The 23,674-nt window shown below is 31.9% G+C and carries 21 protein-coding genes; 12 read left to right on the top strand and 9 right to left on the bottom strand.

Going from position 1 to position 23,674, the window contains the following annotated elements; all coding sequences use genetic code 11:
• The 4 genes from ACW5R3_RS07730 to ACW5R3_RS07715 are packed head-to-tail and all read left to right on the top strand — an operon-like array spanning position 1 to position 3,886.
• On the top strand, positions 1-1,092 hold the full coding sequence (locus ACW5R3_RS07730) for a glycosyltransferase (RefSeq protein ID WP_456576431.1): 1,092 nt from the start codon (positions 1-3) through the stop codon (positions 1,090-1,092).
• 3 nt (positions 1,093-1,095) lie between these two features.
• Positions 1,096-2,301 (top strand): DegT/DnrJ/EryC1/StrS family aminotransferase, encoded by a 1,206-nt coding sequence (locus ACW5R3_RS07725; RefSeq protein WP_456576430.1) that lies wholly within the window; start codon positions 1,096-1,098, stop codon positions 2,299-2,301.
• On the top strand, positions 2,298-2,888 hold the full coding sequence (locus tag ACW5R3_RS07720; protein WP_456576429.1) for a sugar transferase: 591 nt from the start codon (positions 2,298-2,300) through the stop codon (positions 2,886-2,888). Before ACW5R3_RS07725 ends, ACW5R3_RS07720 begins: the two co-directional genes overlap by 4 nt.
• Positions 2,888-3,886 carry a polysaccharide deacetylase family protein gene (locus tag ACW5R3_RS07715; protein ID WP_456576428.1) on the top strand — a complete coding sequence of 333 codons (999 nt, stop codon included), beginning with the start codon at positions 2,888-2,890 and terminating at the stop codon, positions 3,884-3,886. Before ACW5R3_RS07720 ends, ACW5R3_RS07715 begins: the two co-directional genes overlap by 1 nt.
• Here ACW5R3_RS07715 and ACW5R3_RS07710 read toward each other — a convergent pair.
• Together ACW5R3_RS07710 and ACW5R3_RS07705 are read right to left on the bottom strand one after the other, a co-directional pair.
• On the bottom strand, positions 3,870-5,117 hold the full coding sequence (locus ACW5R3_RS07710; protein WP_456576427.1) for a GNAT family N-acetyltransferase: 1,248 nt from the start codon (positions 5,115-5,117) through the stop codon (positions 3,870-3,872). The two genes, ACW5R3_RS07715 and ACW5R3_RS07710, sit on opposite strands and share 17 nt — an antisense overlap.
• Positions 5,107-6,348: a GNAT family N-acetyltransferase gene (locus ACW5R3_RS07705; RefSeq protein WP_456576426.1), complete on the bottom strand. Its 1,242-nt coding sequence runs from the start codon at positions 6,346-6,348 to the stop codon at positions 5,107-5,109. The genes ACW5R3_RS07710 and ACW5R3_RS07705 overlap by 11 nt, the downstream gene beginning before the upstream one ends.
• 471 nt (positions 6,349-6,819) lie before the next feature.
• Here ACW5R3_RS07705 and ACW5R3_RS07700 point away from each other — a divergent pair, with 471 nt between their 5' ends.
• Genes ACW5R3_RS07700 through ACW5R3_RS07690 form a run of 3 tightly spaced genes read left to right on the top strand, consistent with a single transcriptional unit; the run spans position 6,820 to position 11,887 of the window.
• Positions 6,820-8,718: a polysaccharide biosynthesis protein gene (locus ACW5R3_RS07700; RefSeq protein ID WP_456576425.1), complete on the top strand. Its 1,899-nt coding sequence runs from the start codon at positions 6,820-6,822 to the stop codon at positions 8,716-8,718.
• 11 nt (positions 8,719-8,729) lie between these two features.
• On the top strand, positions 8,730-9,512 hold the full coding sequence (locus tag ACW5R3_RS07695; protein WP_456576424.1) for a polysaccharide biosynthesis/export family protein: 783 nt from the start codon (positions 8,730-8,732) through the stop codon (positions 9,510-9,512).
• Positions 9,513-9,535: 23 nt separating this feature from the next.
• Positions 9,536-11,887, top strand: a complete 2,352-nt coding sequence (locus ACW5R3_RS07690; protein WP_456576423.1) for a GumC family protein — start codon at positions 9,536-9,538, stop codon at positions 11,885-11,887.
• 2 nt (positions 11,888-11,889) lie between these two features.
• Here ACW5R3_RS07690 and ACW5R3_RS07685 read toward each other — a convergent pair whose 3' ends face one another.
• Positions 11,890-13,068: a proline dehydrogenase family protein gene (locus tag ACW5R3_RS07685; protein WP_456576422.1), complete on the bottom strand. Its 1,179-nt coding sequence runs from the start codon at positions 13,066-13,068 to the stop codon at positions 11,890-11,892.
• Positions 13,069-13,162: 94 nt separating this feature from the next.
• On the opposite strand from ACW5R3_RS07685, the gene aroB reads away from it, so the two are divergent.
• Positions 13,163-14,221 (top strand): 3-dehydroquinate synthase, encoded by a 1,059-nt coding sequence (gene aroB / locus ACW5R3_RS07680; protein WP_456576421.1) that lies wholly within the window; start codon positions 13,163-13,165, stop codon positions 14,219-14,221.
• A 6-nt stretch (positions 14,222-14,227) separates the two neighbouring features.
• Here aroB and ACW5R3_RS07675 read toward each other — a convergent pair whose 3' ends face one another.
• The 3 genes from ACW5R3_RS07675 to ACW5R3_RS07665 all read right to left on the bottom strand — a co-directional run bounded on the left by ACW5R3_RS07675 (position 14,228) and on the right by ACW5R3_RS07665 (position 16,503).
• Entirely contained in the window at positions 14,228-14,743 is a 516-nt protein-coding gene (locus ACW5R3_RS07675; RefSeq protein ID WP_456576420.1) for a DinB family protein, read from the bottom strand.
• Positions 14,744-14,818: 75 nt separating this feature from the next.
• A complete protein-coding gene (locus tag ACW5R3_RS07670; RefSeq protein ID WP_066248062.1) occupies positions 14,819-15,298 on the bottom strand; it encodes an Lrp/AsnC family transcriptional regulator in 480 nt (159 codons plus the stop codon).
• Positions 15,299-15,369: 71 nt separating this feature from the next.
• Positions 15,370-16,503 (bottom strand): M14 family metallopeptidase, encoded by a 1,134-nt coding sequence (locus ACW5R3_RS07665; protein ID WP_456576419.1) that lies wholly within the window; start codon positions 16,501-16,503, stop codon positions 15,370-15,372.
• A gap of 294 nt (positions 16,504-16,797) precedes the next feature.
• Between ACW5R3_RS07665 and ACW5R3_RS07660 the strand changes: the two genes are divergently transcribed.
• The 4 genes from ACW5R3_RS07660 to ACW5R3_RS07645 all read left to right on the top strand — a co-directional run bounded on the left by ACW5R3_RS07660 (position 16,798) and on the right by ACW5R3_RS07645 (position 18,640).
• The gene (locus tag ACW5R3_RS07660) at positions 16,798-17,217 is read left to right on the top strand and encodes a helix-turn-helix transcriptional regulator (RefSeq protein ID WP_456576418.1); all 420 of its coding nucleotides are present in this window, start codon (positions 16,798-16,800) and stop codon (positions 17,215-17,217) included.
• 71 nt (positions 17,218-17,288) lie between these two features.
• On the top strand, positions 17,289-17,660 hold the full coding sequence (locus ACW5R3_RS07655) for a DNA topoisomerase IV (RefSeq protein ID WP_456576417.1): 372 nt from the start codon (positions 17,289-17,291) through the stop codon (positions 17,658-17,660).
• A 1-nt stretch (position 17,661) separates the two neighbouring features.
• On the top strand, positions 17,662-18,453 hold the full coding sequence (locus ACW5R3_RS07650) for a TerC family protein (RefSeq protein WP_456576416.1): 792 nt from the start codon (positions 17,662-17,664) through the stop codon (positions 18,451-18,453).
• A 25-nt stretch (positions 18,454-18,478) separates the two neighbouring features.
• Positions 18,479-18,640: a hypothetical protein gene (locus tag ACW5R3_RS07645; RefSeq protein ID WP_456576415.1), complete on the top strand. Its 162-nt coding sequence runs from the start codon at positions 18,479-18,481 to the stop codon at positions 18,638-18,640.
• A 2-nt stretch (positions 18,641-18,642) separates the two neighbouring features.
• Here ACW5R3_RS07645 and ACW5R3_RS07640 read toward each other — a convergent pair whose 3' ends face one another.
• The 3 genes from ACW5R3_RS07640 to ACW5R3_RS07630 are packed head-to-tail and all read right to left on the bottom strand — an operon-like array spanning position 18,643 to position 23,635.
• Positions 18,643-21,294, bottom strand: a complete 2,652-nt coding sequence (locus tag ACW5R3_RS07640) for a DNA gyrase/topoisomerase IV subunit A (RefSeq protein WP_456576414.1) — start codon at positions 21,292-21,294, stop codon at positions 18,643-18,645.
• The gene (locus ACW5R3_RS07635; protein ID WP_456576413.1) at positions 21,294-21,779 is read right to left on the bottom strand and encodes a hypothetical protein; all 486 of its coding nucleotides are present in this window, start codon (positions 21,777-21,779) and stop codon (positions 21,294-21,296) included. Before ACW5R3_RS07635 ends, ACW5R3_RS07640 begins: the two co-directional genes overlap by 1 nt.
• Positions 21,779-23,635 carry a DNA topoisomerase IV subunit B gene (locus ACW5R3_RS07630; protein ID WP_456576412.1) on the bottom strand — a complete coding sequence of 619 codons (1,857 nt, stop codon included), beginning with the start codon at positions 23,633-23,635 and terminating at the stop codon, positions 21,779-21,781. Before ACW5R3_RS07630 ends, ACW5R3_RS07635 begins: the two co-directional genes overlap by 1 nt.
• Between the last annotated feature and the right edge of the window lie 39 nt (positions 23,636-23,674).

The raw sequence follows: 23,674 nt of genomic DNA, 5'->3' as shown, positions 1-23,674 counted from the left end.
ATGAATAAAAAAATATGTTTGGTTGGTGGTGAAGATGTTCATAAACGCATAAATCTTGCGCAATATTTAATGGCATCAGGTTTTAACGTAACTATTATTGGTACGAGTAACAAAACCTTTCCCGCTAATATAACTTATTACAATTACCCTTTAAATAGAAGTCTATCCATTAGGTCTGACTATAAAACAATAGAATGGTATAAACGTTTTTTTTTTGAAAATGAATTTGATATAATCCATACTTTCGATACCAAACCAGCGTTTTTACTCCCCATAGCATTACTTAGCACAAAAACACCTATTTCACGAACCATAACTGGTTTAGGTACAATTTTCATGTCTAAATCTACACGAAATAAAGTATTGCAAATAGTATACAAATTACTACATGGCAAAGTGAAAAACAGAGTATTTAAAACTATTTTCCAAAACACAGATGATAGGGATTTGTTTGAAAAACTCAATCTTATAAACAGTAATAATCAAGCATTAATTTATAGTAGCGGTATTGAATTAAAAAATTATAATCTACGAGCACCAAGACATAATAACACTTTTACATTTATATGCATTGCTCGTATAGTCTACGAAAAAGGAATCACCTATCTACTCGACGCTGCAAAGGTATGTCATAAAAAAGGGCTTATTTTTAAAATTATTCTGGTTGGGCCGCTTGAAGAAAATTCTAAACTACTAAATATCAATATCATAAAAAAGCACGAGCCTTATGTGGAATTTTTAGGTGAACGATCGGATGTAAAAGAACTACTATTAGCATCAGACGCACTTATCCTACCAACCTTCAGAGAAGGGTTTGCACGAGTCCTTCTTGAAGCTTCGGCTGTTGGACTTCCTATTATATCCACGAATGTTACTGGTGTAAAAGAGTTTGCTACTCATAATCAAGAAGCTTTGCTCGTGCAATCAAAAAATACAGAAGCTTTATCGGAAGCCATGATGAAATTAGCTAGAAATAAAAAATTAGCTGACATACTTTCAAAAAATGCTCTTAAACGAGTGAAAATCTTTAGTTTAGAAAATATTTCTAAACAATATATAACTATATTTGATGAAGCTATTAATATCAATTAAAATATGAAAATCCCCTTCTCACCTCCCTTTATTAATAAAGACGTTGTAGCGGAAGTTACAGACGCGTTAGAGTCTGGGTGGATAACAACTGGACCAAAAGTAAAAAAACTAGAACGCTTGGTATGCCACTATACCGGAGCTAGTAATACACTATGTGTTAATTCAGCTACTTCGGGACTCATGTTGGCTCTAAAATGGTATGATATTAAGCCTGGCGATGAGGTCATTATCCCTGCTTACACCTATGCTGCTACCGCTTTAGCCGTAATTCATGTTGGTGCAACACCTAAAATGGTAGATGTTGATGAGGATTTTAATATTTCAATTAATGCTATCCAAAAAGCTATTACACCAAAAACAAAGGCTATAATCTCCGTAGATATTGCGGGTTGGCCTTGTAATTACGATGAGATTAAAACCTTATCAATAGAAAATCAAAATGTTTTTAAACCCGAATCCAAAAATCAAAAACTTCTAAATAGAATACTTATCATTTCGGATGCTGCACATGCCATAGGTGCTACATACAAAGGACAATCTGTAGGAACAACTTCAGATCTTACTGTATTTTCATTTCATGCGGTTAAAAACGTTACAACCGCCGAAGGTGGTGCTATTACATTAAACCTACCTAACCCATTTAATAATCAAGAGGTATACGACTACTTAAGATGTTTTTCATTAAACGGACAAACTAAAGATGCATTTACTAAGTCTAAAGCTGGTAGTTGGAAATATGATATTATTTATCCGGGCATGAAAATTAATATGCCCGATGTACTAGCTGCCATAGGCATTATACAGCTGCCTTTATACTTTTCAGAAATATTAGACAAGCGTTATAAAATATATACATATTATCAAGATTATTTCAAATCTAAACCGTGGGCCATATTACCACAGACTAATAATGAAGAAAAAACAGGGTCGTGCCATCTTTATCCGCTGCGTATTAAAAATATAAACGAACAACAACGAGACGCTATAATTAATGCTATTTCGGAAGCTGGTGTAGCTGTAAATGTTCATTTCCAACCATTACCAATGCTCAGTTTATTTAAAAACATGGGATTTGATATTAACAAATTCCCCATTGCTTACAATAATTTTAAGTCGGAAATCTCACTTCCAATATATCCACAACTAACAAACAGAGAGCTAGATTACATTGTTAAAACCGTAAATAGTGCCGTAGAATCAAAAATATGACTAAACGTATATTTGATATCATTTTTTCGGTAATGGGGTTAGTTATACTATTTCCAATATTCATCATAATTACTTTACTCATAGTCATAGAGTCTCAAGGTCCTGTGTTTTACAAACAAGTGCGTGTTGGAAGGCATAATAAGGATTTTAAAATTTTTAAATTCCGAACTATGTTTATTGGATCGGATCAAAAAGGACTACTAACAGTCGGTGATAGAGATCCTAGAGTTACGGAAATCGGTTTTTTTTTAAGAAAATATAAATTAGACGAATTACCTCAACTAATTAATGTGTTTTTAGGTAGTATGAGTTTTGTAGGGCCAAGACCAGAAGTTAGACACTATGTGAATTTCTATTCTGAAGAAGATTTAAAAATACTAACTGTTAAACCCGGTATAACCGATTATGCTTCAATTGCTTTTCGCAATGAAACCGAATTATTAAAAGCAACTAGCACGCCTGAAACCCTTTACATAAATACAATATTACCTCAAAAAATAGCATTGAATAAAAAGTACATTAAAAACCCAAGCTTAATATTAGATCTGAAAATCATTATTAAGACCATTCAAACTATTATAAGTTAATGCATACAAAAAACGGCTATTTCGTAATTTCATTAGATTTTGAACTCTTCTGGGGGTTATTCGACGTAAAAACAACATCCAATTACCACGAAAACCTAAAGAATGTTCATGAGGTAATTCCGAGGTTGATAAATTTGGCTGATAGCTATAATATAACCCTAAGTTTTGCAACTGTTGGTTTTCTGTTTTCCAAAAACAAACAAGAACTTCTTGAAAGTTTACCAGAATTAAAACCAAATTATTTAAACAAACAATTTACACCATACCCTTTAATTGAGAATGTTGGTAAGAACGAAAAAGTAGACCCTTATCATTATGCAGCATCTTTAATAGAGCTTATTAAAGATAACAGGAATCATGAAATAGCTAGTCATACATTCTCTCATTTTTATGCTAATGAAGATGGTCAAACCCAAGAAGAGTTTGAAGCCGATGTTATAGCAGCTATAAAAATTGCTGCTAAAAAAAATATAACCATAAAGACTATAGTGTTCCCAAGGAATCAAATTAATGAAGACTATTTAAAAATCTGTTCTAAATACGGTATTGTATCTTTTAGAGGTACTGAAAAACACTGGATGTACAACACCTATGATACTGAAAGGTTGGATAAACCCATACTAAAAGCTTTTCGTTTACTAGACGCCTATATAAATATATCTGGATATAACACAACAGCTATTAAAGACTTAAAAGTTAGTCACGGTATTGTAAACATACCTTCTAGCAAGTTTTTCAGACCTTATAGTAGCTCCCTTAAGTTTTTGGAACCCTTACGAATATCACGTATAAAAAAAGGACTAACCAAAGCTGCAAAACAAAATGCACTTTACCATTTGTGGTGGCATCCACACAATTTTGGAAAAAACATGGATGAAAATTTCAAAAATCTAGAATCCATTTTTAAGCATTACAGACAGCTACATGAACAGTTTAATCTACAGAGTATTTCTATGTCGAATTTAGCTGAAATTCATTTATCTAATACAACTCAATGAAATAGGTTCTTTTAGTTCCCATTACTTTATACCATGTTTTGTCACAATCAGGCTTGTGTTGTTTATAAATTTCTAGATTATAAAATGACTCAGGCTTTTGATACAAACCGTCAAATATTAAGCGTTTCAAAAAAGGATTTGTTTTAAATTCAGTTTTAAAATCAACCAGTTCAAAAGTCACATCTTTAATATAGGTATCCGTTTTATGAATTTTAAAGCTTGGCTTATTGGTTTGTTTTGCAAATTTATTTTTAAGTTGAAATCGTGTTTTGGCAATAAATAAATTGAAATTTTTATCTCTTAGATATTGTTTAAATTCAAAATAAGAAACTAGCAACTTTCCAATAATACGTGATCTAAAACGTGACTTATTATAAATTACATGGCAATTATACAAATAGTTCTGGTTTGTCCATTTTGTTTTATACTCATACTCCCCTTTTGAGAAATCTAAAATCGAAATATTATTATTCAGACACCATTCAATAAATTTACTAATTTCAATGTGGCCAACATTAAACTTATAATAAGCAGAATCGAAGGCTTTAACTGCTCCAACCAATGTATTATTTCCAATAAAAGCTAAAGACATAGATATTGGTGCATCAGCTATCTCAATACTAACAATTAAGGCTTGTTTATTGCGTATCATTTCCAAAACTAATTCCTCATAAAATGGCCATTCGGAAACTAAACTTGTATCTATTTTTAAATCATCATACCGTTTCTCCACCAAGTTTTTAAAATTTGCCATAACTTGATTATAAGTAGCAGTATTTATAGCACCATAATAATACTTATAACTAACATCAAAACACGTTTCAAACTTACGTAAACCACTTCTAAACTTATTTCTAGATTTTGCATTTAAGGTGTTTTGCAAGTACTCATCAAAGGTACTAACATGACTTAAGTTAGCTAAAAAGCCTTTATATTGTCGTACTTTATTAATTGAAATAGTTGCATTTTGGGAACTACTTGATTCATCACAGTACTCAGGCACATCATAAACAACTAAAGCTGTGTTTTTCAACTCAATTCCAGCATCTGAAAACTTATAAGTTACACCATTAGTCATATTCTTTCCGGTATTTATATAAAATGGTAAATACTCATGCTTTACAAAATAAAGATTCTTAATATTTGAAAACTGCCTAACCGACTGATTTTTGGCAAAATATTTCAACCAAGTTTTTTGATATATCAAACTAGTAAAAGGATTACGCTTCATCTTTCACAATTTTTAAAATACCATTACTTCCTTTCGCATATATTGTATGGTTATTACCTTTAAAGAAAACGAGATTTTTTACTAAATCCGGATTCATATACAAGTAATCGTAAAGTGCTTTTCGTTGTGACATATAAGAAAGTGCTTTTATATCTATTTGTTTTAAATGTGATAACGACTCTAAGATTTCAGTTGCATTTTCAACCTTATAGACATCAAGTGCAACAGTTTTCTTATTATAACTCCCAAATAAACGGTGTTTAAATTGATGTATTTTGGCACTATAATTTCGTTCTCTAAACACACGTTTACAATTAAAATAATATTCTAGAAAACCTGCAACTAGTTTACTTTTTACCGATTTTGAATCATATAGAATATGGTAATGCGTTAAATAACTATCGTCACTCCAGCGTTTTTTATAATCAAAATCCCCTTGGGTATAATCGAATATTTCAACGTCGTTTTCAAAACTCCATTCTAACATCTTTAAAATTGTAGTATGTCCTATATTATAACGATAGAAATCAATATCAAATACCGTTAAAGCCTCAACTAATATGGTTTCAAAATGATAACTAAACGTAATCCCAACAGGAATATCATCACAATAAATTACAAATAAAGAAGCTTGTTTGTTGTTTATCATTTTATAAGCTAACTCAGTATAGAAAGCCCATAATTTAGGTTCCAATTCTCCGCAAGGTTCGCCTTTGTTAGAATATCGTTTATCAAAAAGTGCATAAAAACTATCAAATACACTTGCAAAGGTTTCTTGATCTATTTCACCGTAATACATTTTATAATTCACAGTGAAATTAGCTTCTAATCGCTTAATATTTCTACGAAGTTTAGAACGTGTATTAGATTTATAAACACTTTTCAAATAAGCATCTAACGACTCATATTTATGAACATGAGTTATATAGCCTTCATATTGAAAAACCTTTTTAATTTTTAAACGTGATTCATTACCAACTCCTTGTAAGTGCTGATAACTGGGTATATCCCGAACTAAAAAAACCTTGTTTTTATAATCTGTTTCGTCTAAGTTTAACGTGTACGTTAATCCATTTGTAAGCTTATTTCCACTATTTATGTAACACGGAATATAACGATGTTTGTAAAACGAGATTGGTTTTATAAATTTAAAACCTATAACAGGCTTTTTATTAAAATGTTTAGACCAAACATCAACAAATATATCTGAAGAAAAAGGATTGCTAATCATGCTAATTGTTTCATAATCAATCTTAAAAGTAGCTTTTTAAATATATAAAACTCAATCTTAACACAATTATTAGATGTATTTAAAAAAAATCGATATAAACGGTAAATAGACTTGGGTGTTTTTTGAATTTTTAATTCTAAAAGACATCTATTTTGGAATAACAAACACCTATACTCAAAAATCAGGTATACCTCCCGTACATTAGAACTTTAAAATTTTGTAAATCATACGTTTAAACGCCAAAACAGTCGATAAAACAATACATCTTCACAGGAAAAAAGCAAAAAACGTAGAAATTAGTTATTTATCGTTTTTATTTGACGGAAACTATTAAAACATAGATATTTACATAACCTACAGAAGAATTTTATATATCCAACAAACAACTGATATATAAATCATACAGTCAAGTCCCACACATGTTTTAACTAAAAAATAAAGGTCTTCTAAACAGTAAGACAAAACATAATTTTGGACAAAATATATATTTTATTAAGAAAACTATCCAATCGCTATGCGTCTAAATGGTTCATCCTGCTATTTGACTCAACCGTTATTGCGTCTACATTCTTTCTTGCACATTTAATACGCTATAATTTTGACATAAATTTTGATTTTGCCATGTTTATTAAACAAATCCCATTTGTTATAATAGCGGGTATTATAAGTTTTTTACTTGTAAGCTCTCATAAAGGTGTTGTTCGTTTTACGGGGTTTAAAGACGTTGTCAATATTATTATAGGAGTTAATATTTTAGCAACTATATTAATTGTAACAACATATTTAAGTAGAAAGTACAATTATAACAATGTCTTTGATATTGCAGGCTCCATCATATACATTCACCTCTTATTAAACATGTTTTTCCTTATTGGAGCTAAGTTTTTTATTAAATCTTTATACCGAAGTCTAATTACAGATCCAGAAAAAGAAAATAATAGCATCGTTTTAATATATGGCGCAGGCGATTCTGGACTTATCACCTATAATGCTATTATAAATGATTTGAAAAGCGATATTGACGTATTTGGATTTATTGATGATAACGAACGGAAAGTTGGAAAAAAAATAAACCTACTTAATGTGTATCATCCCAGCCACATAACAAAAAGCTTTATTGAAAAAAACAATATAGATAGCGTTATTATATCTATTCAGAATATAAACTCAAACAGACTATTACAAATAACAAGTAAGTTGTTTAGCTTAAACCTGAATATTAAAATTGTTCCTGCGGTTCAGACTTGGATTGATGGTGATTTAAGTATCGGACAAATTAAAGATATCAAGATTGAGGACTTACTTGGACGCGAACCAATACTTATAGACAATCCGCTGCTGGACGAAGCTTATACTGATAAGATTATTCTTATTACTGGCTCGGCAGGTTCTATTGGAAGTGAAATAGTAAGAAAACTGGCAACATTCAAATTTAAGAAACTCCTTTTATTAGATAATGCTGAATCACCTTTATACGACCTTCAGCAAGAATTATTACGCTCTAACATCTCTAATATAGAACCAATTATTGCCGATATTAGAAGTAAAACCAGATTAGAAGCCATCTTCAATCAGTATAAACCTGATATTGTTTTTCACGCAGCCGCATACAAGCATGTTCCTTTAATGGAGAATAACCCACTTGAAGCCGTAAGTGTTAATGTTTTCGGTACAGAAAACGTTGTTTGTTTATCCAAAAAATATGAGATAGAAAAATTCATACTTATATCCACAGATAAAGCTGTAAACCCAACCAATGTTATGGGAGCCACAAAACGAATTGCCGAAATGCTTATTTGCTGTCAACAAGAATCAAATAGTAAAACTAAATTTATAATTACTCGCTTTGGAAATGTTTTAGGCTCTAACGGATCTGTAATTCCGCTTTTTAAGAAACAAATTGAAAATGGCGGACCAATAACAGTAACACACAAGGATATTATCCGATATTTTATGACTATCCCCGAAGCTTGTTCCTTAGTTTTAGAAGCCTCTGCTATGGGTTCCGGACATGAGATTTTTGTTTTCGATATGGGAAAACCTATTAAAATCTATGATTTAGCATTAAATATGATTGCGTTGTCTGGACTAAAACATCCTAACGATATAGATATAAACATTATAGGTTTAAGGCCTGGTGAAAAAATTTATGAAGAATTACTTATAAAAGGTGAAAACATCAAGCCTACATATAATAAGAAAATCATGATAGCCAATTGTAAAGCCGTAAATATTAAAAAAACAGAAAAACTTTTAAAAGAACTATCTTTATTAAATACAACAACTCAAAACATCGAAATTGTATCTAAAATTAAAGATATAGTACCAGAGTACACCCCAAATAACTCAACCTACGACGTTTTAAATTAAACCACCTTATTATGACCAATAAAAGACATAAACACTTCAAGTTACTCACCGTTTTACTTTTAGCATTTTTAAGCTCATGTGTTACAAGTAAAGAAATCATCTATTTCCAAGATGAACCCGTTAGCGAAGAAAACGATGTTATTATGACTTCTAATATTACCTATAAACCAAACGATTTATTATTTATTAGCGTTGGTGGCGACGCGGATGCAGTTGCACCATTTAACCTACCAGCCGTATCCTACAATGTTTCCGCAGTTTCGGCTAATGCGGATTTAAAAATGCCAACATATCTGTTGAGCAACAACGGTACTATAGAGTATCCTGTTTTAGGAACCATTAAATTAGGTGGACTTACCCGAGAGGAAGCAACCGCATTATTAAAGAATAAAATCAGTGCATATGTTAAAGATCCCGTTATTAATATAAGGCTTATAAACTTTACTATTACCGTATTAGGCGAAGTTAGAAATCCTGGAACATTCACTATTGAAGATGAGCGCATATCACTTACTGAAGCGCTTGGTTTAGCAGGCGATTTAACAATATATGGAAAACGTGAAAATGTGTTTTTAATAAGAGAACGCGAAGGGAAAAAAGTATATACCAAATTCGATTTAACAAAAATAAGTACCATCACCTCCCCTAATTACTATCTTGAACAAAATGATGTATTGGTAATAGAACCCAATTCAGCAAAAGTTCGCTCAGCATCCTACAATCAAAACAACGGAGTTATAATTTCCGCAGTCGGAACTTTAGCCACCATACTAGCAATATTTTTAGTTAAATAATTCTTTTAACAGGTACTTTTCCCATGAAACAAACGGCACACTTTAGAGATTTATTAGAACCTTATTTAAACAAATGGAAATTTATAAGCCTTTGCGTTATAATCTCAATTTTATTAGCGTTAACATATTTAAGATACGCTAATTACGAGTATCAAGCTAAAGCAACAATTAAAATAACCAACGACAAGTCTAAAGGCAAATTACCGGAAATTTCCAGTCTGCAAAATTATGGGTTATTTAGTAACGATCAGAACAACGTATTAGACGAAATTGAAATTATAAAATCTAGAAACCTTATTGCCAGTGTTGTTAAAGATTTAAAATTTAATATTCAGTTTTTTGTAGAAGGGCGTATTCAAGCACATGAAGTTTACACAAACCCACCTTTAAACATAAATTTTAGCGCAAAAGACTCTGTACTACATCAGGTAGATACAACTTTTAATATTCGAATTAATTCATCAAAAGACTTTATTTTTAAAGGGGTTTCACCAAACAATAAACTAACCACAAACAACAAACAATCTATTGACAATGAAGGTATTTTATATGATTTTGGTAAAAACGTAGAAACAGGTTTTGGTGACATTATTATAACGCCAAATCTTGGGCAATATGCTAGTAAAATTGGAACCGATATAACAATCAGAATACAACCAGTAAATACCGTTACTAGCAACTATAAATCAAAACTTCAAATTCAAAACACTGAGTTATCAAGCGTTATTAAACTAACCATTAATGATAATGTTAGAGAGAAAGGAGAATTATTCCTTAACAAGTTAATTGAAAAATATAATGAAGATGTCATTAATGACAAAAACAAAGTTGTAGAAGCAACTTCTAAATTTATTAACGACCGTCTAGATGGGGTTTCTCGAGAATTAGGCATCGTAGACCTTACAGCCGAAGATATTCAACAAGAAAACAAACTCACAAATCTATCTACACAATCCACTATATTTTTGCAACGAGAAAAGGAAAATGAAGCTAAAATAACTGAAACAGGTATGCAACTGCAACTAATAGACTATATGCAGGATCATTTAGCTAATCATCAAACTCCAAACGATTTATTACCTTTAAACATAGGCATCGAAGACGGTAACATCAGTCAGGTTGCTAAGCGCCACAATAACTTAGTTCAAGAGCGTGAACGAATTTTAAAAAACTCTAGCGAAATTAACCCTACCGTTGTTAATTTAACCAATCAGATAAACCAACTTAAAGCCGATTTAACTCAAAGTTTAAATAGTAAAAAGTCTACTAGTCAAATAACATACAACGGTTTAGTTGCCGAAAACTCTCGAATTAATTCGCAAATCTATTCAGCACCACAAAAGGAACGTCAATTTAAAGACATTAAGAGGCAACAAGACATTAAAGAGTCTCTATATTTATATTTACTACAAAAACGTGAGGAATCTGCTATTACACATGGTGTTTCATCTGCTAATGCTAAAATTGTCGATAAAGCCTATGCTTCCGGAAAACCTGTAGCACCAAAGTTTGTTTTAACACTGCTTGCAGCAATTATTTTAGGCATTTCATTCCCTATAGGTCTAATTTACTTCCTTACGCTAATTGATACAAAAGTGCGTACACATCATGACATAAAAAAAATGCTTGATATTCCTTTTTTAGGCGACATTCCAAAATCTGGAAAACGTTATCAATTAATAAAAAAAGTAGATTACACACCAAAAGCAGAAGCTTTTAGAATGGTTAGAACCAATATTGAATTTATGCTAAAAGGAGTTGAAAAACACTCTAAGGTTATATTTGTCACATCTACAACAAGCAAAGAGGGTAAATCTCATACGTCTATTAATTTAGCATTATCAATGTCTTTTTCGAGTAAAAAAGTACTACTTATTGAAACAGATATTCGAGTACCGAAAGCCACTAACTATTTGAACGTTAAGAGTGAAATAGGGTTAACTAACTATATTAGTGATCCGCATTTAAAACTATCTGATGTTATTACAAAACATCCAGATTATGACAATTTAGATATAATACCATCTGGCGTCATTCCTCCCAACCCTGCAGAACTCCTTATGAGTAGTAGAATGCAAGATTTATTTGATGCCGTAAATAATGAATACGATTACATAATTGTTGATACAGCCGCAGTTGGATTAGTAACAGACACCTTACTTATTAGTGATCATGCTGATTTGTTTGTATATGTGGTACGTGCCAATTACCTTGATAAAAGACGTCTTCAAGTAGCCGATACAATGTATAAAGAAAAACGTTTGCCAAATATGACCATACTATTAAATAGTGTTAATCATAAAAAAGCAAACGGTTATGGATATGGTTATGGTAAAAACCCGAACTCAAAAAAATGGTGGCAACGTAAAAAATAAGGCTATTTTACAGCTTTACGTCTAGCCTGCTCTTTATATATAAGCATTAGCTCACGTCCTGTTTGTCCTGCTACAGATGTATTTTCTTCAGCTCTTCTAATTAAATATGGCATAACATCTTTAACGGGGCCGAAAGGCACATATTTAGCTACATTATATCCTTTGTGCGCGAGATTGAAACTAATATTATCACTCATACCAAATAATTGCCCAAACCACACACGATTATCAGTAATAGCAATGTTCTTTTCACGCATTAAGTCCATTACCAAATAACTACTTTTTTCATTATGTGTTCCGACAAAAATTGAAATATCAGACAGGTTATTTAAAATATAAGTAACAGCTTCATTAAAATTATCATCAGTAGCCAGTTTACTTTCACAAATTGGCGTTGGATAATCATTTTCTAATGCCCGATCATGTTCCTTTTCCATATAAGCACCACGAACAACTTTATAACCTAGAAAAAAACCTTCTTTTTTAGCTAATTCATGTTGCGCCTTTAAAAAATCCATTCGGTCATGGCGATACATCTGTAAGGTATTATAAACAATAGTAACATCTTTATTATACTTACGCATCATATCTGTCACTAAATCATCTACAGCATCTTGAATCCAGCTTTCTTCAGCATCAATTAAAATTTCAACATCTTTTTCAAGTCCTAACTTACAAACCGCATCATAACGAGCAACTACACGTGCCCATTCTTCTTGTTCTTTTTCAGTTAAAGCTTGACCTTCATTTATTTTTTGATACAAAGCAAAACGACCAAAACCAGTAGGTTTAAAAACAGCAATAGGCATTGCTTTTCTGTCATCAGAAAACCTTATAATTTTAAGTGTTTTCTCCATAGCCCCATCAAAATGTGCTTCTGTCTCCTTACCCTCTACCGAATAATCCAAAACAGAACTCACCCCTGCAGTATACATATCATCAATAACCCCCAAACAGTCCTCTTCATTAACACCTCCACAAAAATGATCAAAAACAGTAGCTCGAATAATTCCAGTAACTGGTAAATGTAGCTTTAAGGCCACATTAGTAAGCGCTGTTCCTACTTTAACTAATGTCGCATTAGAAATCATTTTAAACAAAAAATGAGCACGACTTAACTCCGCGTTACTTTTAAGCTGAAATGCTATTTCAGTATTATCAAATATTTTTACGTCTTTCATAACAGTAGAAAATTATGCAAAGATAATTATCATTGAGTTACTTTTTTATAAAAAAAACACCTTATTTTACCTTTTATTTTTTCTTAGAAACATTATGAAATCCATTCAAACAAAAAACTACCCAATACACTTTAATTCAAACTGTTATAAAGCAATCAACACACACTTAAGTGAAACTGATTACTCTATAATTTTTATTTTAGTAGACCAAAACACGCATAATTCTTGTTTACCACAGTTCCTACAGCAACTAGAAACCACACTACAGATAGAAATTATTGAGATTGAAGCAGGTGAAACTCATAAAACTATTGAAACTTGTGTAGGTGTTTGGAATGTACTTTCTGAGTTAGGTGCCGACAGAAAAAGCTTAATGATAAATTTAGGTGGCGGTGTTGTTACCGATTTAGGTGGTTTTGTAGCTTCAACATTTAAACGCGGCATGAAATACATAAACGTACCAACCTCATTATTAGCTATGGTTGATGCTTCTGTTGGAGGTAAAACCGGTGTTGATTTAGGGCACCTAAAAAACCAAATAGGTGTAATAAATACAGGAGAAATGGTATTAATAGACACTGCTTTTCTTCAAACTTTACCAGAAAACCAACTACGATCAGGTTTAGCAGAAATGCTTAAACATGGTTTGATATTTAGTCGTGATTATTGGAATAAATTCTCCACGCAAGCCATAGAAAACTACGATGATCTTATTTACGAATCAGTTATTATAAAAAACAATATCGTTACACAGGACCCATTGGAACAAAACCTACGTAAAACCTTAAATTACGGTCACACACTTGGGCATGCTATTGAATCTTACTTTTTAAGTCACCCAGAAAAAGAATCACTTTTACACGGAGAAGCTATAGCTATAGGTATGATTTTAGCAACATACATATCTACAGAAACATCAAATTTTCCAATAACAGAATGTCAAGCCATTAAAACGGTATTAAAACGTGTATTTGGCGAAGTTAATATTACAGCTTCAGATTACGATGCCATTATTGAGCTTTTAAAATACGACAAGAAGAACGAACACGGCAATATAAACTTTGTTTTACTGGAGGACATGGGAAAACCAATAGTAAACCAACAGGTTGACAACGAGACAATAATTAAAGCTTTTGAATACTATAAAAGCTAACGCAACCTACAAATAACGCTGTTTAACAACGTCTATATGATGCTTTTCATGACCTGCAATAATAAAACCTATAGCTCTGACTGACATTGGGGAGTTATTAGCAGTTCCAATCTGCATTAGCATCTGATTAGAAAAGTTTTTAAACAACGCTATATTAGCAGTTCGTAAAGCCGAATATTCATTTAGCAGTTCCGCTATAGTTAAACGGTTAGCAAAACTAGTTGCGGTATAATCATTCTCATCATAGCCTGGCAAGCTTGCTTTGTCTTGTCGGGCAAAACATAAAGCGCGATAACTCATAATACGTTCAGTGTCTATAATATGTTGCAAAACCTCTTTTATAGTCCACTTCCCTTCCATATAACGATATTCTAATTTACTTTCGGGTATTGTTTTAAAAAAAGCTTCTGTTTCAGTTTTACTTGCTTCTAGAGTCTCACTCAAAGATAAAGAACCACTTTTTAGAATATATCCACCATAATAAGGAGCGTGCTCCGATTTTTCAATGTCTTTTGCTAGCATAAAAATTACTTAAAGTTATAAAAAAAAGCGCTTTCATAATGAAAGCGCTTAAAATATCATTTATGTAAAAATACATTACATATTATTAAAAATAGAATGCATTAAACGTTTTTTATCATTTAAGCTTTCTTCTAATGAAATCATTGTTTCTGTACGATAAACACCTTCAATATCGTCAATCATAAAAATTACTTCTTTTGCATGTTCTGTATTTTTAGCTCGTATTTTACAGAATACATTAAATTTTCCTGTTGTAATATGTGCTACAGTAACATAAGGAATTTCATTTATACGCTCTAAAACAAATTTGGTTTGCGATGTTTTTTGAAGAAACACCCCTACATAAGCTATAAAAGCATATCCTAATTTTTTATAATCTAATGTTAATGAAGATCCTTTAATAATTCCAGCTTCTTCCATTTTCTTAACACGCACATGAACAGTTCCCGCAGAAATAACTAATTTTTTTGCTATATCTGTAAATGGAACTCGCGTGTTATCAATCAACATTTCTAAAATTTGATGATCAATATCGTCTAATTTAAACTTTGCCATTTTCTTAATTTCTTTAAATAAAAAGCAAAAATAAGATAATAATTTTAAATATTATCTACTAAAAATGAAGATTAATCAACTAATAATGAATATTTACTATTATTTAACATCACGAAATCGTTTGAGGAGCCTACCTCTAACTTGTCACCGTTACTATTTAATACACTAGCCTTGTTAGCGTTAAACTCTTTATGTCCGTAAAATCCCTTTAAATTTCCTAATTTTTCTATTATCGGTACAAATTTTAAAGTCCCATTTTCTAGTTTTTCTTTATATAAAACACCAATATCCACCAATTCATCACCCTGTTTTGCATTTCTTATTATTATATCTAAAAAACACTTTCCATTATCTGGTATATCCATATAATCACTATAATGCAAGCCCTCTAAATTAGTAGTAGAAATAGTTTCTAAACCCATAACTAAAGCTTGAAAAATATATTTACGTGTTACCTCTCTGCTATAATCAGCATGAATATGTCCTGCCTCAAACAAAACTGTGGGCACACCTAACGTTTGAAATGCATCACCTACGCAGTTTACGTTATAACCATCATCGTATAATGCTATCTGATTTGGAATTACTTTCTGCAAGCCATCAGCCATTGCAACAATTAACTCCATAGCTATCTTGCGCGCTTTTGTTAAACTACGCTCAGCATTAGCTGCCGGTGATAAGAATGATACTGTAGCAGACTTTGCTGTTTCACCCACACTAAAAATTGTACGTTGTCCATGAAGGTTAAAACAAAAATCCGGTTTAAAATCATCAAAACATTTACGCAAAATAAGACTTTCTGGTTGCGATAGGTTCTTAGCATCCCTATTTAAATCTACCGCATTCGCATTTAATCGTGTATAATATTTTGCCCCATCAGGATTTAAAATAGGTACAATGAATAAACTACAAGAATCTAAAATAGTTTGATGTTCATTTAAATAGTTAAACAGATCAAAAATTGCCTTCGTAGTCGTCGATTCGTTACCATGCATTTGCGACCACATCAAAATACGTTTTGTACCGCTTCCTATTTTGACCGCATGAATTGGAAGCCCTTCTACAGAGTTTCCAACTGTTAAAATTTCATGTTTATCATCAAGCTTATTCAACACGGTTTCAATCATCGGATTGGTAATATAACGGCCGTGTAATTGATGTTCTTTATACTTATTAAATGTGGTTTCTAAATTAACTGAATACATATGTAAATTTGATTATGTTACAAAGGTAAACAAATACTTATTTACAATTGTAAACGCTGATTTTGACTTTAATGTATACTCTTGTATACAAACATCAACATCTAGAAGATTGAACAACAACTTAAAAATAGTTTTCGTGCTAAATATTTCTTTAAATATTAATTATCAGTATTTTACATGCCTGTATTTAAACTTTAAATTAAACTGAATAACAGCTTTAACAAAAATTATAATGCAGAGTTCATTAATTATTTTTACATTTGTAATGTTAGTTTACACAAGTAACGGTTTACAATGATAAACAATTCAGAATTTTCAAAACGCTTAGAAAAAGTCATTAAATATTATGACGAAACTGCATCTTCATTTGCTGAAAAAGTAGGTGTTCAACGCTCAAGTATTTCACACATATTATCAGGAAGAAATAAGCCTAGTTTAGATTTTGTTTTAAAAGTTTTAGATGCTTTTCCTGAAGTAGAATTATATTGGCTTTTAAACGGCAAAGGACACTTCCCAAACACAGAAACACCTTCTGAAAAAAAACCAGAACCAACCCCTACTCCAATTCCAGAATCCACACCAAAAACTTTGGAAAGCGAAAAACCCATATCTATTTCTGAAAATATTGCTCAAAGTGCTTTTAATAACAATAAAGACATTGAACGAATTGTTATTTTCTTTAAGGATGGTACTTTTAAAAATTTCAGTAATTAAAGTTTTAAATAATTTATACTCCATAGGTGGCAACAACGTAATGTTTCTTAATTTTGTAGAAACATCAATTCATGAAACCTTTAGTATATTTTTTGTTATTATTAATTTGCACGAGTTGCTACCAAGTAGAACGCCAATGTGCAGACTTTCAAACTGGAACATTCACCAGCAGCATCACCATTAACGACTCCACATATCATTCTGTATTCACTAGAACTAAGGATATTCAAGTAGAAACCTATAAAGGCCATGTAGACTCCACAACTGTTCGTTGGATTAACGACTGTGAAGTAGTTTTTAGAACCATAAATCCTAAAAATATGCAAGAACAGAAAGATATTCACCTTAAAATTTTAACAACAACCGATTCAACCTATACTTTTGAATATTCTTATGTAGGCGAAAAAATAAAACAAAAAGGAACCGCTAAACGTATAGATTAATATGTTAGATTTTTTATTTACCAGCGATGCCATAATGGCTTTATTAACCTTAACTTTTCTTGAAATCATTTTAGGGGTTGATAATATTGTGTTTATATCTATTGCTGCAAATAAATTACCTGAAGACAAACGCTCTAAAGCAACAAATATTGGACTCCTTTTAGCCATGGTTCAACGCATAGTGTTGCTATTCTTTGTTAGCTTTTTAGTTGGACTTTCCGAGCCTTTTTATACAGTTAATACTGACTGGCTTCATGTTGGCATTAGCTGGCAAGCCATTATATTATTCGGAGGAGGATTATTTTTAATTTATAAAAGTACTTCAGAAATTCGAGAAAAAGTAGAAGATCCGGATCATGATGAGAATGCTGTAAGTAATAAAAAAATTAAATCTTTAGGACAGGCAGTAATTCAAATTATGGTTATTGATTTCATTTTCTCAATAGACTCCATTTTAACCGCCGTAGGCATGACAAATGGCTTACATGACAACCATAACTACAATCTGGTTTTGATGATTATTGCTGTTATAATATCTATAAGTATTATGATGACCTTTGCTAATCCTATCCGTAAGTTTATAGATACACATCCTAGTGTTCAATTGTTAGGCCTTGCTTTTTTAATATTAATAGGATTTATGCTTATCACGGAAGCAGCCCACCTTTCTCACACCGAACTATTTGGTGAAACAGTTGGCGCCATACCAAAAGGCTACCTATATTTCGCAATAGCCTTTTCAATTTTTGTAGAGTTTTTAAATTTTCGCACTTCAAAAAAGAAGAAAAAATAACTAAATATATTCCAGAATTACACTTATGAAACAAGTTAACCCTAAATTATTATACTTAATTTCAACCGGACTAATTTTAACTTCTATCTTCTTTAAAGAAAATACGCCTAGCGCATATTACACGTGCATAATTGCTGGTATTGCTGCCTTTTTATGGGGTATTTCATCAAATTTTAGAAACGAATAAGCTTAAAAAAGTGTTGCTTGACCTTTATCATCTATTGAACCAGAAGTAGAGTCTCCATCATCATCTGAAGCGGACTCATTCGCAGCTTTTAAATCATCTTCACTAGCAACATCCTCATTTACATTTGAATTAATGTCATCTGTTCCCTCTGCCTCATAAGGCAACGGATCAAGTAAATCAATTTGTTTGACTTTATCCCTTGTAAGCTGATTCCCTAAAGCTGTAATTCCTTTTACAGCAATGAATTCCTCTAAGTTCACAGCTTGATTGTCTTTTCTATCTTTTCCACGCTCTTTTACAAAAACTATTTCTACCATAGGAATCCAATCTGTAGAAACAATCTCTAACTGAGATTTTTCATGATCGGAAATAAATAACTCTTCACGACTTTCGTTTTCTACTAAAAAGCGCTTAACATAATAACGCTCTTTTTCACCATCGAAATAGACAGCAGAGATAGGTTTATTAGGAATCCATTTTTCCATGATAATCATATCATCCTCAAAATGAGCAGTAACTTCTGGGATTATTGTTTTAACCACACCAGATTGCGTAATGATTAATATCCGATCTTCACCTCTAAATTCACCTACTAATTCACCACGGCCATCAACATTTAAGCGTCTTACCGTATCGTCAAACCAAATTTTCCTTGGCTTTAATGTTGAGACTCCTTTTTCTTTTAATTCAACCTTTTTAATAGCGTGTTTGGTAACTAAATTACCTTTAGAACCACGCCCTTTTATCATTATATCGGCAAAGTCAACATCCCATTTAAGTTTTTTAATACTACCTACTTGGCGCAAGTGTACGGTTACAACTTCTGCTTCGCCATTTGGGTTTGCTGAAAAATACCATAATTTAGAGCCTTTATTCCCATTAGTCATATCGTACTCCTTATCACGAGTCATTGATGTTACAGCAAAGCGCTTCACATAACTTGGACCACTTTTTCCATCGCGATACATCATGTTATAGATAGTTCGTTTATCTTTTTTCTTAAATACCGCAACATGAATAATATCTTTACCAATAAATGTTTTGGTATCTACTTTTGTAACCATCATTTTACCATGATTGGTAAAAACAATAATATCATCAATATCCGAACAATCACAAACGTACTCATCTTTTCTCAAAGAGGTACCAATAAAGCCTTCTGCTCTATTTACATATAGTTTTGTATTTCTTATTACAACTTTAGTCGCATCAACATCAGCGAAAGTTCTAATTTCAGTTTTACGCTCCTTTCCTTCACCATATTCTTTTTTAAGACGCTCAAAATAAGCAATAGCATAAGTTATTAAGTTTGCTAAATGATGAAGTACTTCTGCAATTTGCTCCTCTAAAGCATCAATTTTTTGTTGTGCTTTATCAATATCAAACTTAGAAATCCGTTTAATTCTAATTTCTGTTAAACGCACAATATCTTCTTCAGTTACGGCACGCTTTAAATGTGTTATATGTGGTTTTAAACCTGTATCAATTGCCTTAATGACACCCGCCCAAGTTTCTTCTTCTTCAATATCACGATAAATTCTATTTTCAATAAAAATACGTTCTAATGAAGCAAAATGCCATTGTTCCTCAAACTCACCAAGCTTAATTTCCAACTCTTGTTTAAGTAAATCGACCGTTTTATCTGTTGAACGTCGTAACATTTCAGAAACCCCTATAAACAAAGGCTTATTATCCTCAATAACACAACCTAAAGGCGAAATTGAAGTTTCACAACTTGTAAAAGCGTATAAGGCATCAATTGTTTTGTCTGGAGAAATACCAGATGGAAGATGTACTAATATTTCAACATTAGCAGCTGTATTATCTTCTATTTTCTTGATTTTTATTTTGCCTTTATCATTAGCCTTTAAAATAGAATCAATTAATGACGATGTATTTGTTCCGAATGGAATCTCGGTAATAACCAAGGTATTTTTATCGTATTGCGAAATTTTAGCGCGCACACGAACCTTTCCGCCTCGAACACCATCTTTATAGTCTGAAAAATCAGCAATACCTGCTGTAGGAAAATCTGGATAAATTGTAAATCGCTTACCATTTAAGTGTTTTACAGAAGCATCAATTAGCTCAATAAAATTATGTGGTAAAATTTTTGTTGACAAGCCTACCGCAATACCTTCACCTCCTTGCGCCAACAATAAAGGGAACATAACAGGCAAATTAATAGGTTCTTTTCTACGCCCATCATAACTAGATTGCCACTCGGTTATTTTTGGATTAAAAACAACATCCAAACCAAATTTAGACAATCGAGCTTCAATATATCGAGAAGCAGCCGCACTATCCCCTGTTAAAATATTACCCCAGTTACCTTGCGTATCAATCAATAAATCCTTTTGACCAATTTGAACCATAGCATCGGCAATACTAGCATCTCCATGTGGGTGATACTGCATGGTATGACCAACAATATTAGCCACCTTATTGTAACGCCCATCATCTAAATCCTTCATAGAATGCATGATTCGTCTCTGCACAGGTTTAAAACCATCTTCTATTGCAGGAACGGCACGCTCTAAAATAACATAAGATGCATAATCTAAAAACCAGTCTTTGTACATACCAGTTATCCTGGTAATGGTTTCTTTAGTTTCTTCTGGTTCAGGTAGGTTATCGTTGATTTCGTCGCTCATTAACTCTGTTCTTTTCTATTCTGTTTAACCATTTTTGTTAAAGATTGGCGCATATATTTACGCTTCTTTCTAGCTACTAATGTAATATTAAAACGTTCTTTTCTAATATGATGCCCGTTTTTACTACGTATATAAAGCACTAACTCTTTATACACGACATAATCGTTTATTTTAAAGCCTGATAGCCTAGACTTATCAAACTCTATAGTTTTTTCACGATAGTTTAAATACTCCGATAATAATAAGCCTTTATTAGTCACAATAACCTTAAGCCCATCACTATCATACTCAAAGTATTTTGAAATAAAATGTACCGCTACAAATAGACTTAAAAAAACAAAGGCTACAATAAAAAAGGCCACAATTGGATTATTATTAATGCTATTAAAAGCTCTAAAAATAGTAAGCCACAATACCGCCAACACTATTAATATGAAGTATACGGATACTATGACACCTTTTACTTTCTCGTTACTTGTTCTCATTATGATTCTTCAACTATATCCAATTCAACTTTTAAGTTATTTATAATAAACTCTTGACGATCTGGCGTATTTTTACCCATATAAAAACTCAACAACTCCTCAATAGACATATTCGCATCAAGCATAACAGGATCTAAACGAATATCATCTCCTATAAAATGTTTGAATTCATCCGGAGAAATCTCACCAAGACCTTTAAATCGTGTTATCTCAGGTTTAGGTTTTAATTCTTCAAGCGCATTTACACGCTCTTCTTCGGTATAACAATAAATTGTTTTTTTCTTATTACGAACTCTAAATAGTGGCGTTTGTAAAATATACAAGTGCCCGTCTTTTATTAATTCAGGAAAAAACTGAAGGAAAAAAGTTATAAGCAACAAACGGATGTGCATACCATCAACATCGGCATCGGTAGCAATAACCACGTTATTATAGCGTAAATCCTCTAAAGACTCTTCGATATTTAAAGCTGCTTGAAGTAAATTAAATTCTTCATTTTCATAAACAATCTTTTTACTTAAACCGTAACAGTTTAAAGGTTTTCCTTTTAAACTAAAAACTGCCTGTGTGTTAACATCACGAGACTTTGTAATACTACCAGAAGCGGAATCACCCTCTGTAATAAACAAAGTTGTTTCGAGGTTTCTAGCATTTTTTGTATCACCAAAATGCACACGGCAATCACGTAGTTTTTTATTGTGTAGACTCGCTTTTTTAGCCCGGTCTTTAGCTAATTTCCTAATACCAGATAACTCTTTACGCTCACGTTCGGCTTGCAGAATTTTACGCTGAATCTTATCGGCCGTTTCTGTATTTTTATGAAGAAAATTATCTAATTGTGTTTTAACAAAATCATTAATATAAGTTCTTACCGTAGGAAGTTCTCCTCCCATATCGGTTGAGCCTAATTTTGTTTTAGTTTGACTCTCAAAAACAGGCTCCATAACCTTTATTGAAATGGCTGAAACCACAGATTTTCTTATATCAGAAGCATCGTAATTTTTATTATAAAATTCACGAAGAGTTTTCACTAAAGCTTCACGAAAAGCCGCCAAGTGTGTCCCTCCTTGAGTTGTGTTTTGCCCATTTACAAAAGAATAGTACTCTTCACTATACTGCGTTTTACTATGTGTTAAAGCTACTTCAATATCATCTCCTCTTAGGTGAATGATAGGATACAATAAATCTTCAACATTAGAATTTTCTTGAAGTAAATCTTTTAATCCATTTTCACTATAGTATTTTTCTCCATTGAAAACAATTGTTAAGCCTGGATTTAAGTAAACGTAATTTTTGAGCATTTTAATGATATACTCCTTACGAAACTTATAATTTTTAAATATTATATCATCAGGCACAAAGGATACTTTGGTTCCTTTTCTTCGTGATGTTTCATCTAACAGGTCCTGGTTTGTAAGATTTCCTTGAGCAAACTCAGCCGAAGCAGATTTATTATCTCTAGTAGATTCGACTCTAAAATAACTTGAAAGTGCATTTACAGCTTTTGTACCAACACCATTTAATCCTACCGATTTCTTAAAAGCTTTACTATCATACTTACCACCGGTATTCATTTTTGAAACCACATCCACAACTTTTCCTAATGGAATTCCACGACCGTAATCACGAACGGTTACTTTATTACCATGAATAGAAATTTCAATGGTTTTACCAGATCCCATAACAAACTCATCAATTGAGTTATCTAGAACCTCTTTTATAAGAATATAAATACCATCATCAGCAGAAGAACCGTCACCCAATTTACCAATATACATCCCAGGACGCATACGAATATGCTCTTTCCAGTCCAACGAACGGATATTATCTTCGGTATATTTGGTTTCTTGAGACATAAAATGGTGGTTTTTTGGATATGTTGCTAATATAAGGTT

Source organism: Algorimicrobium bowmanii, from assembly GCF_054031195.1.
This window is presented reverse-complemented; position numbering and strand designations above follow the sequence as displayed.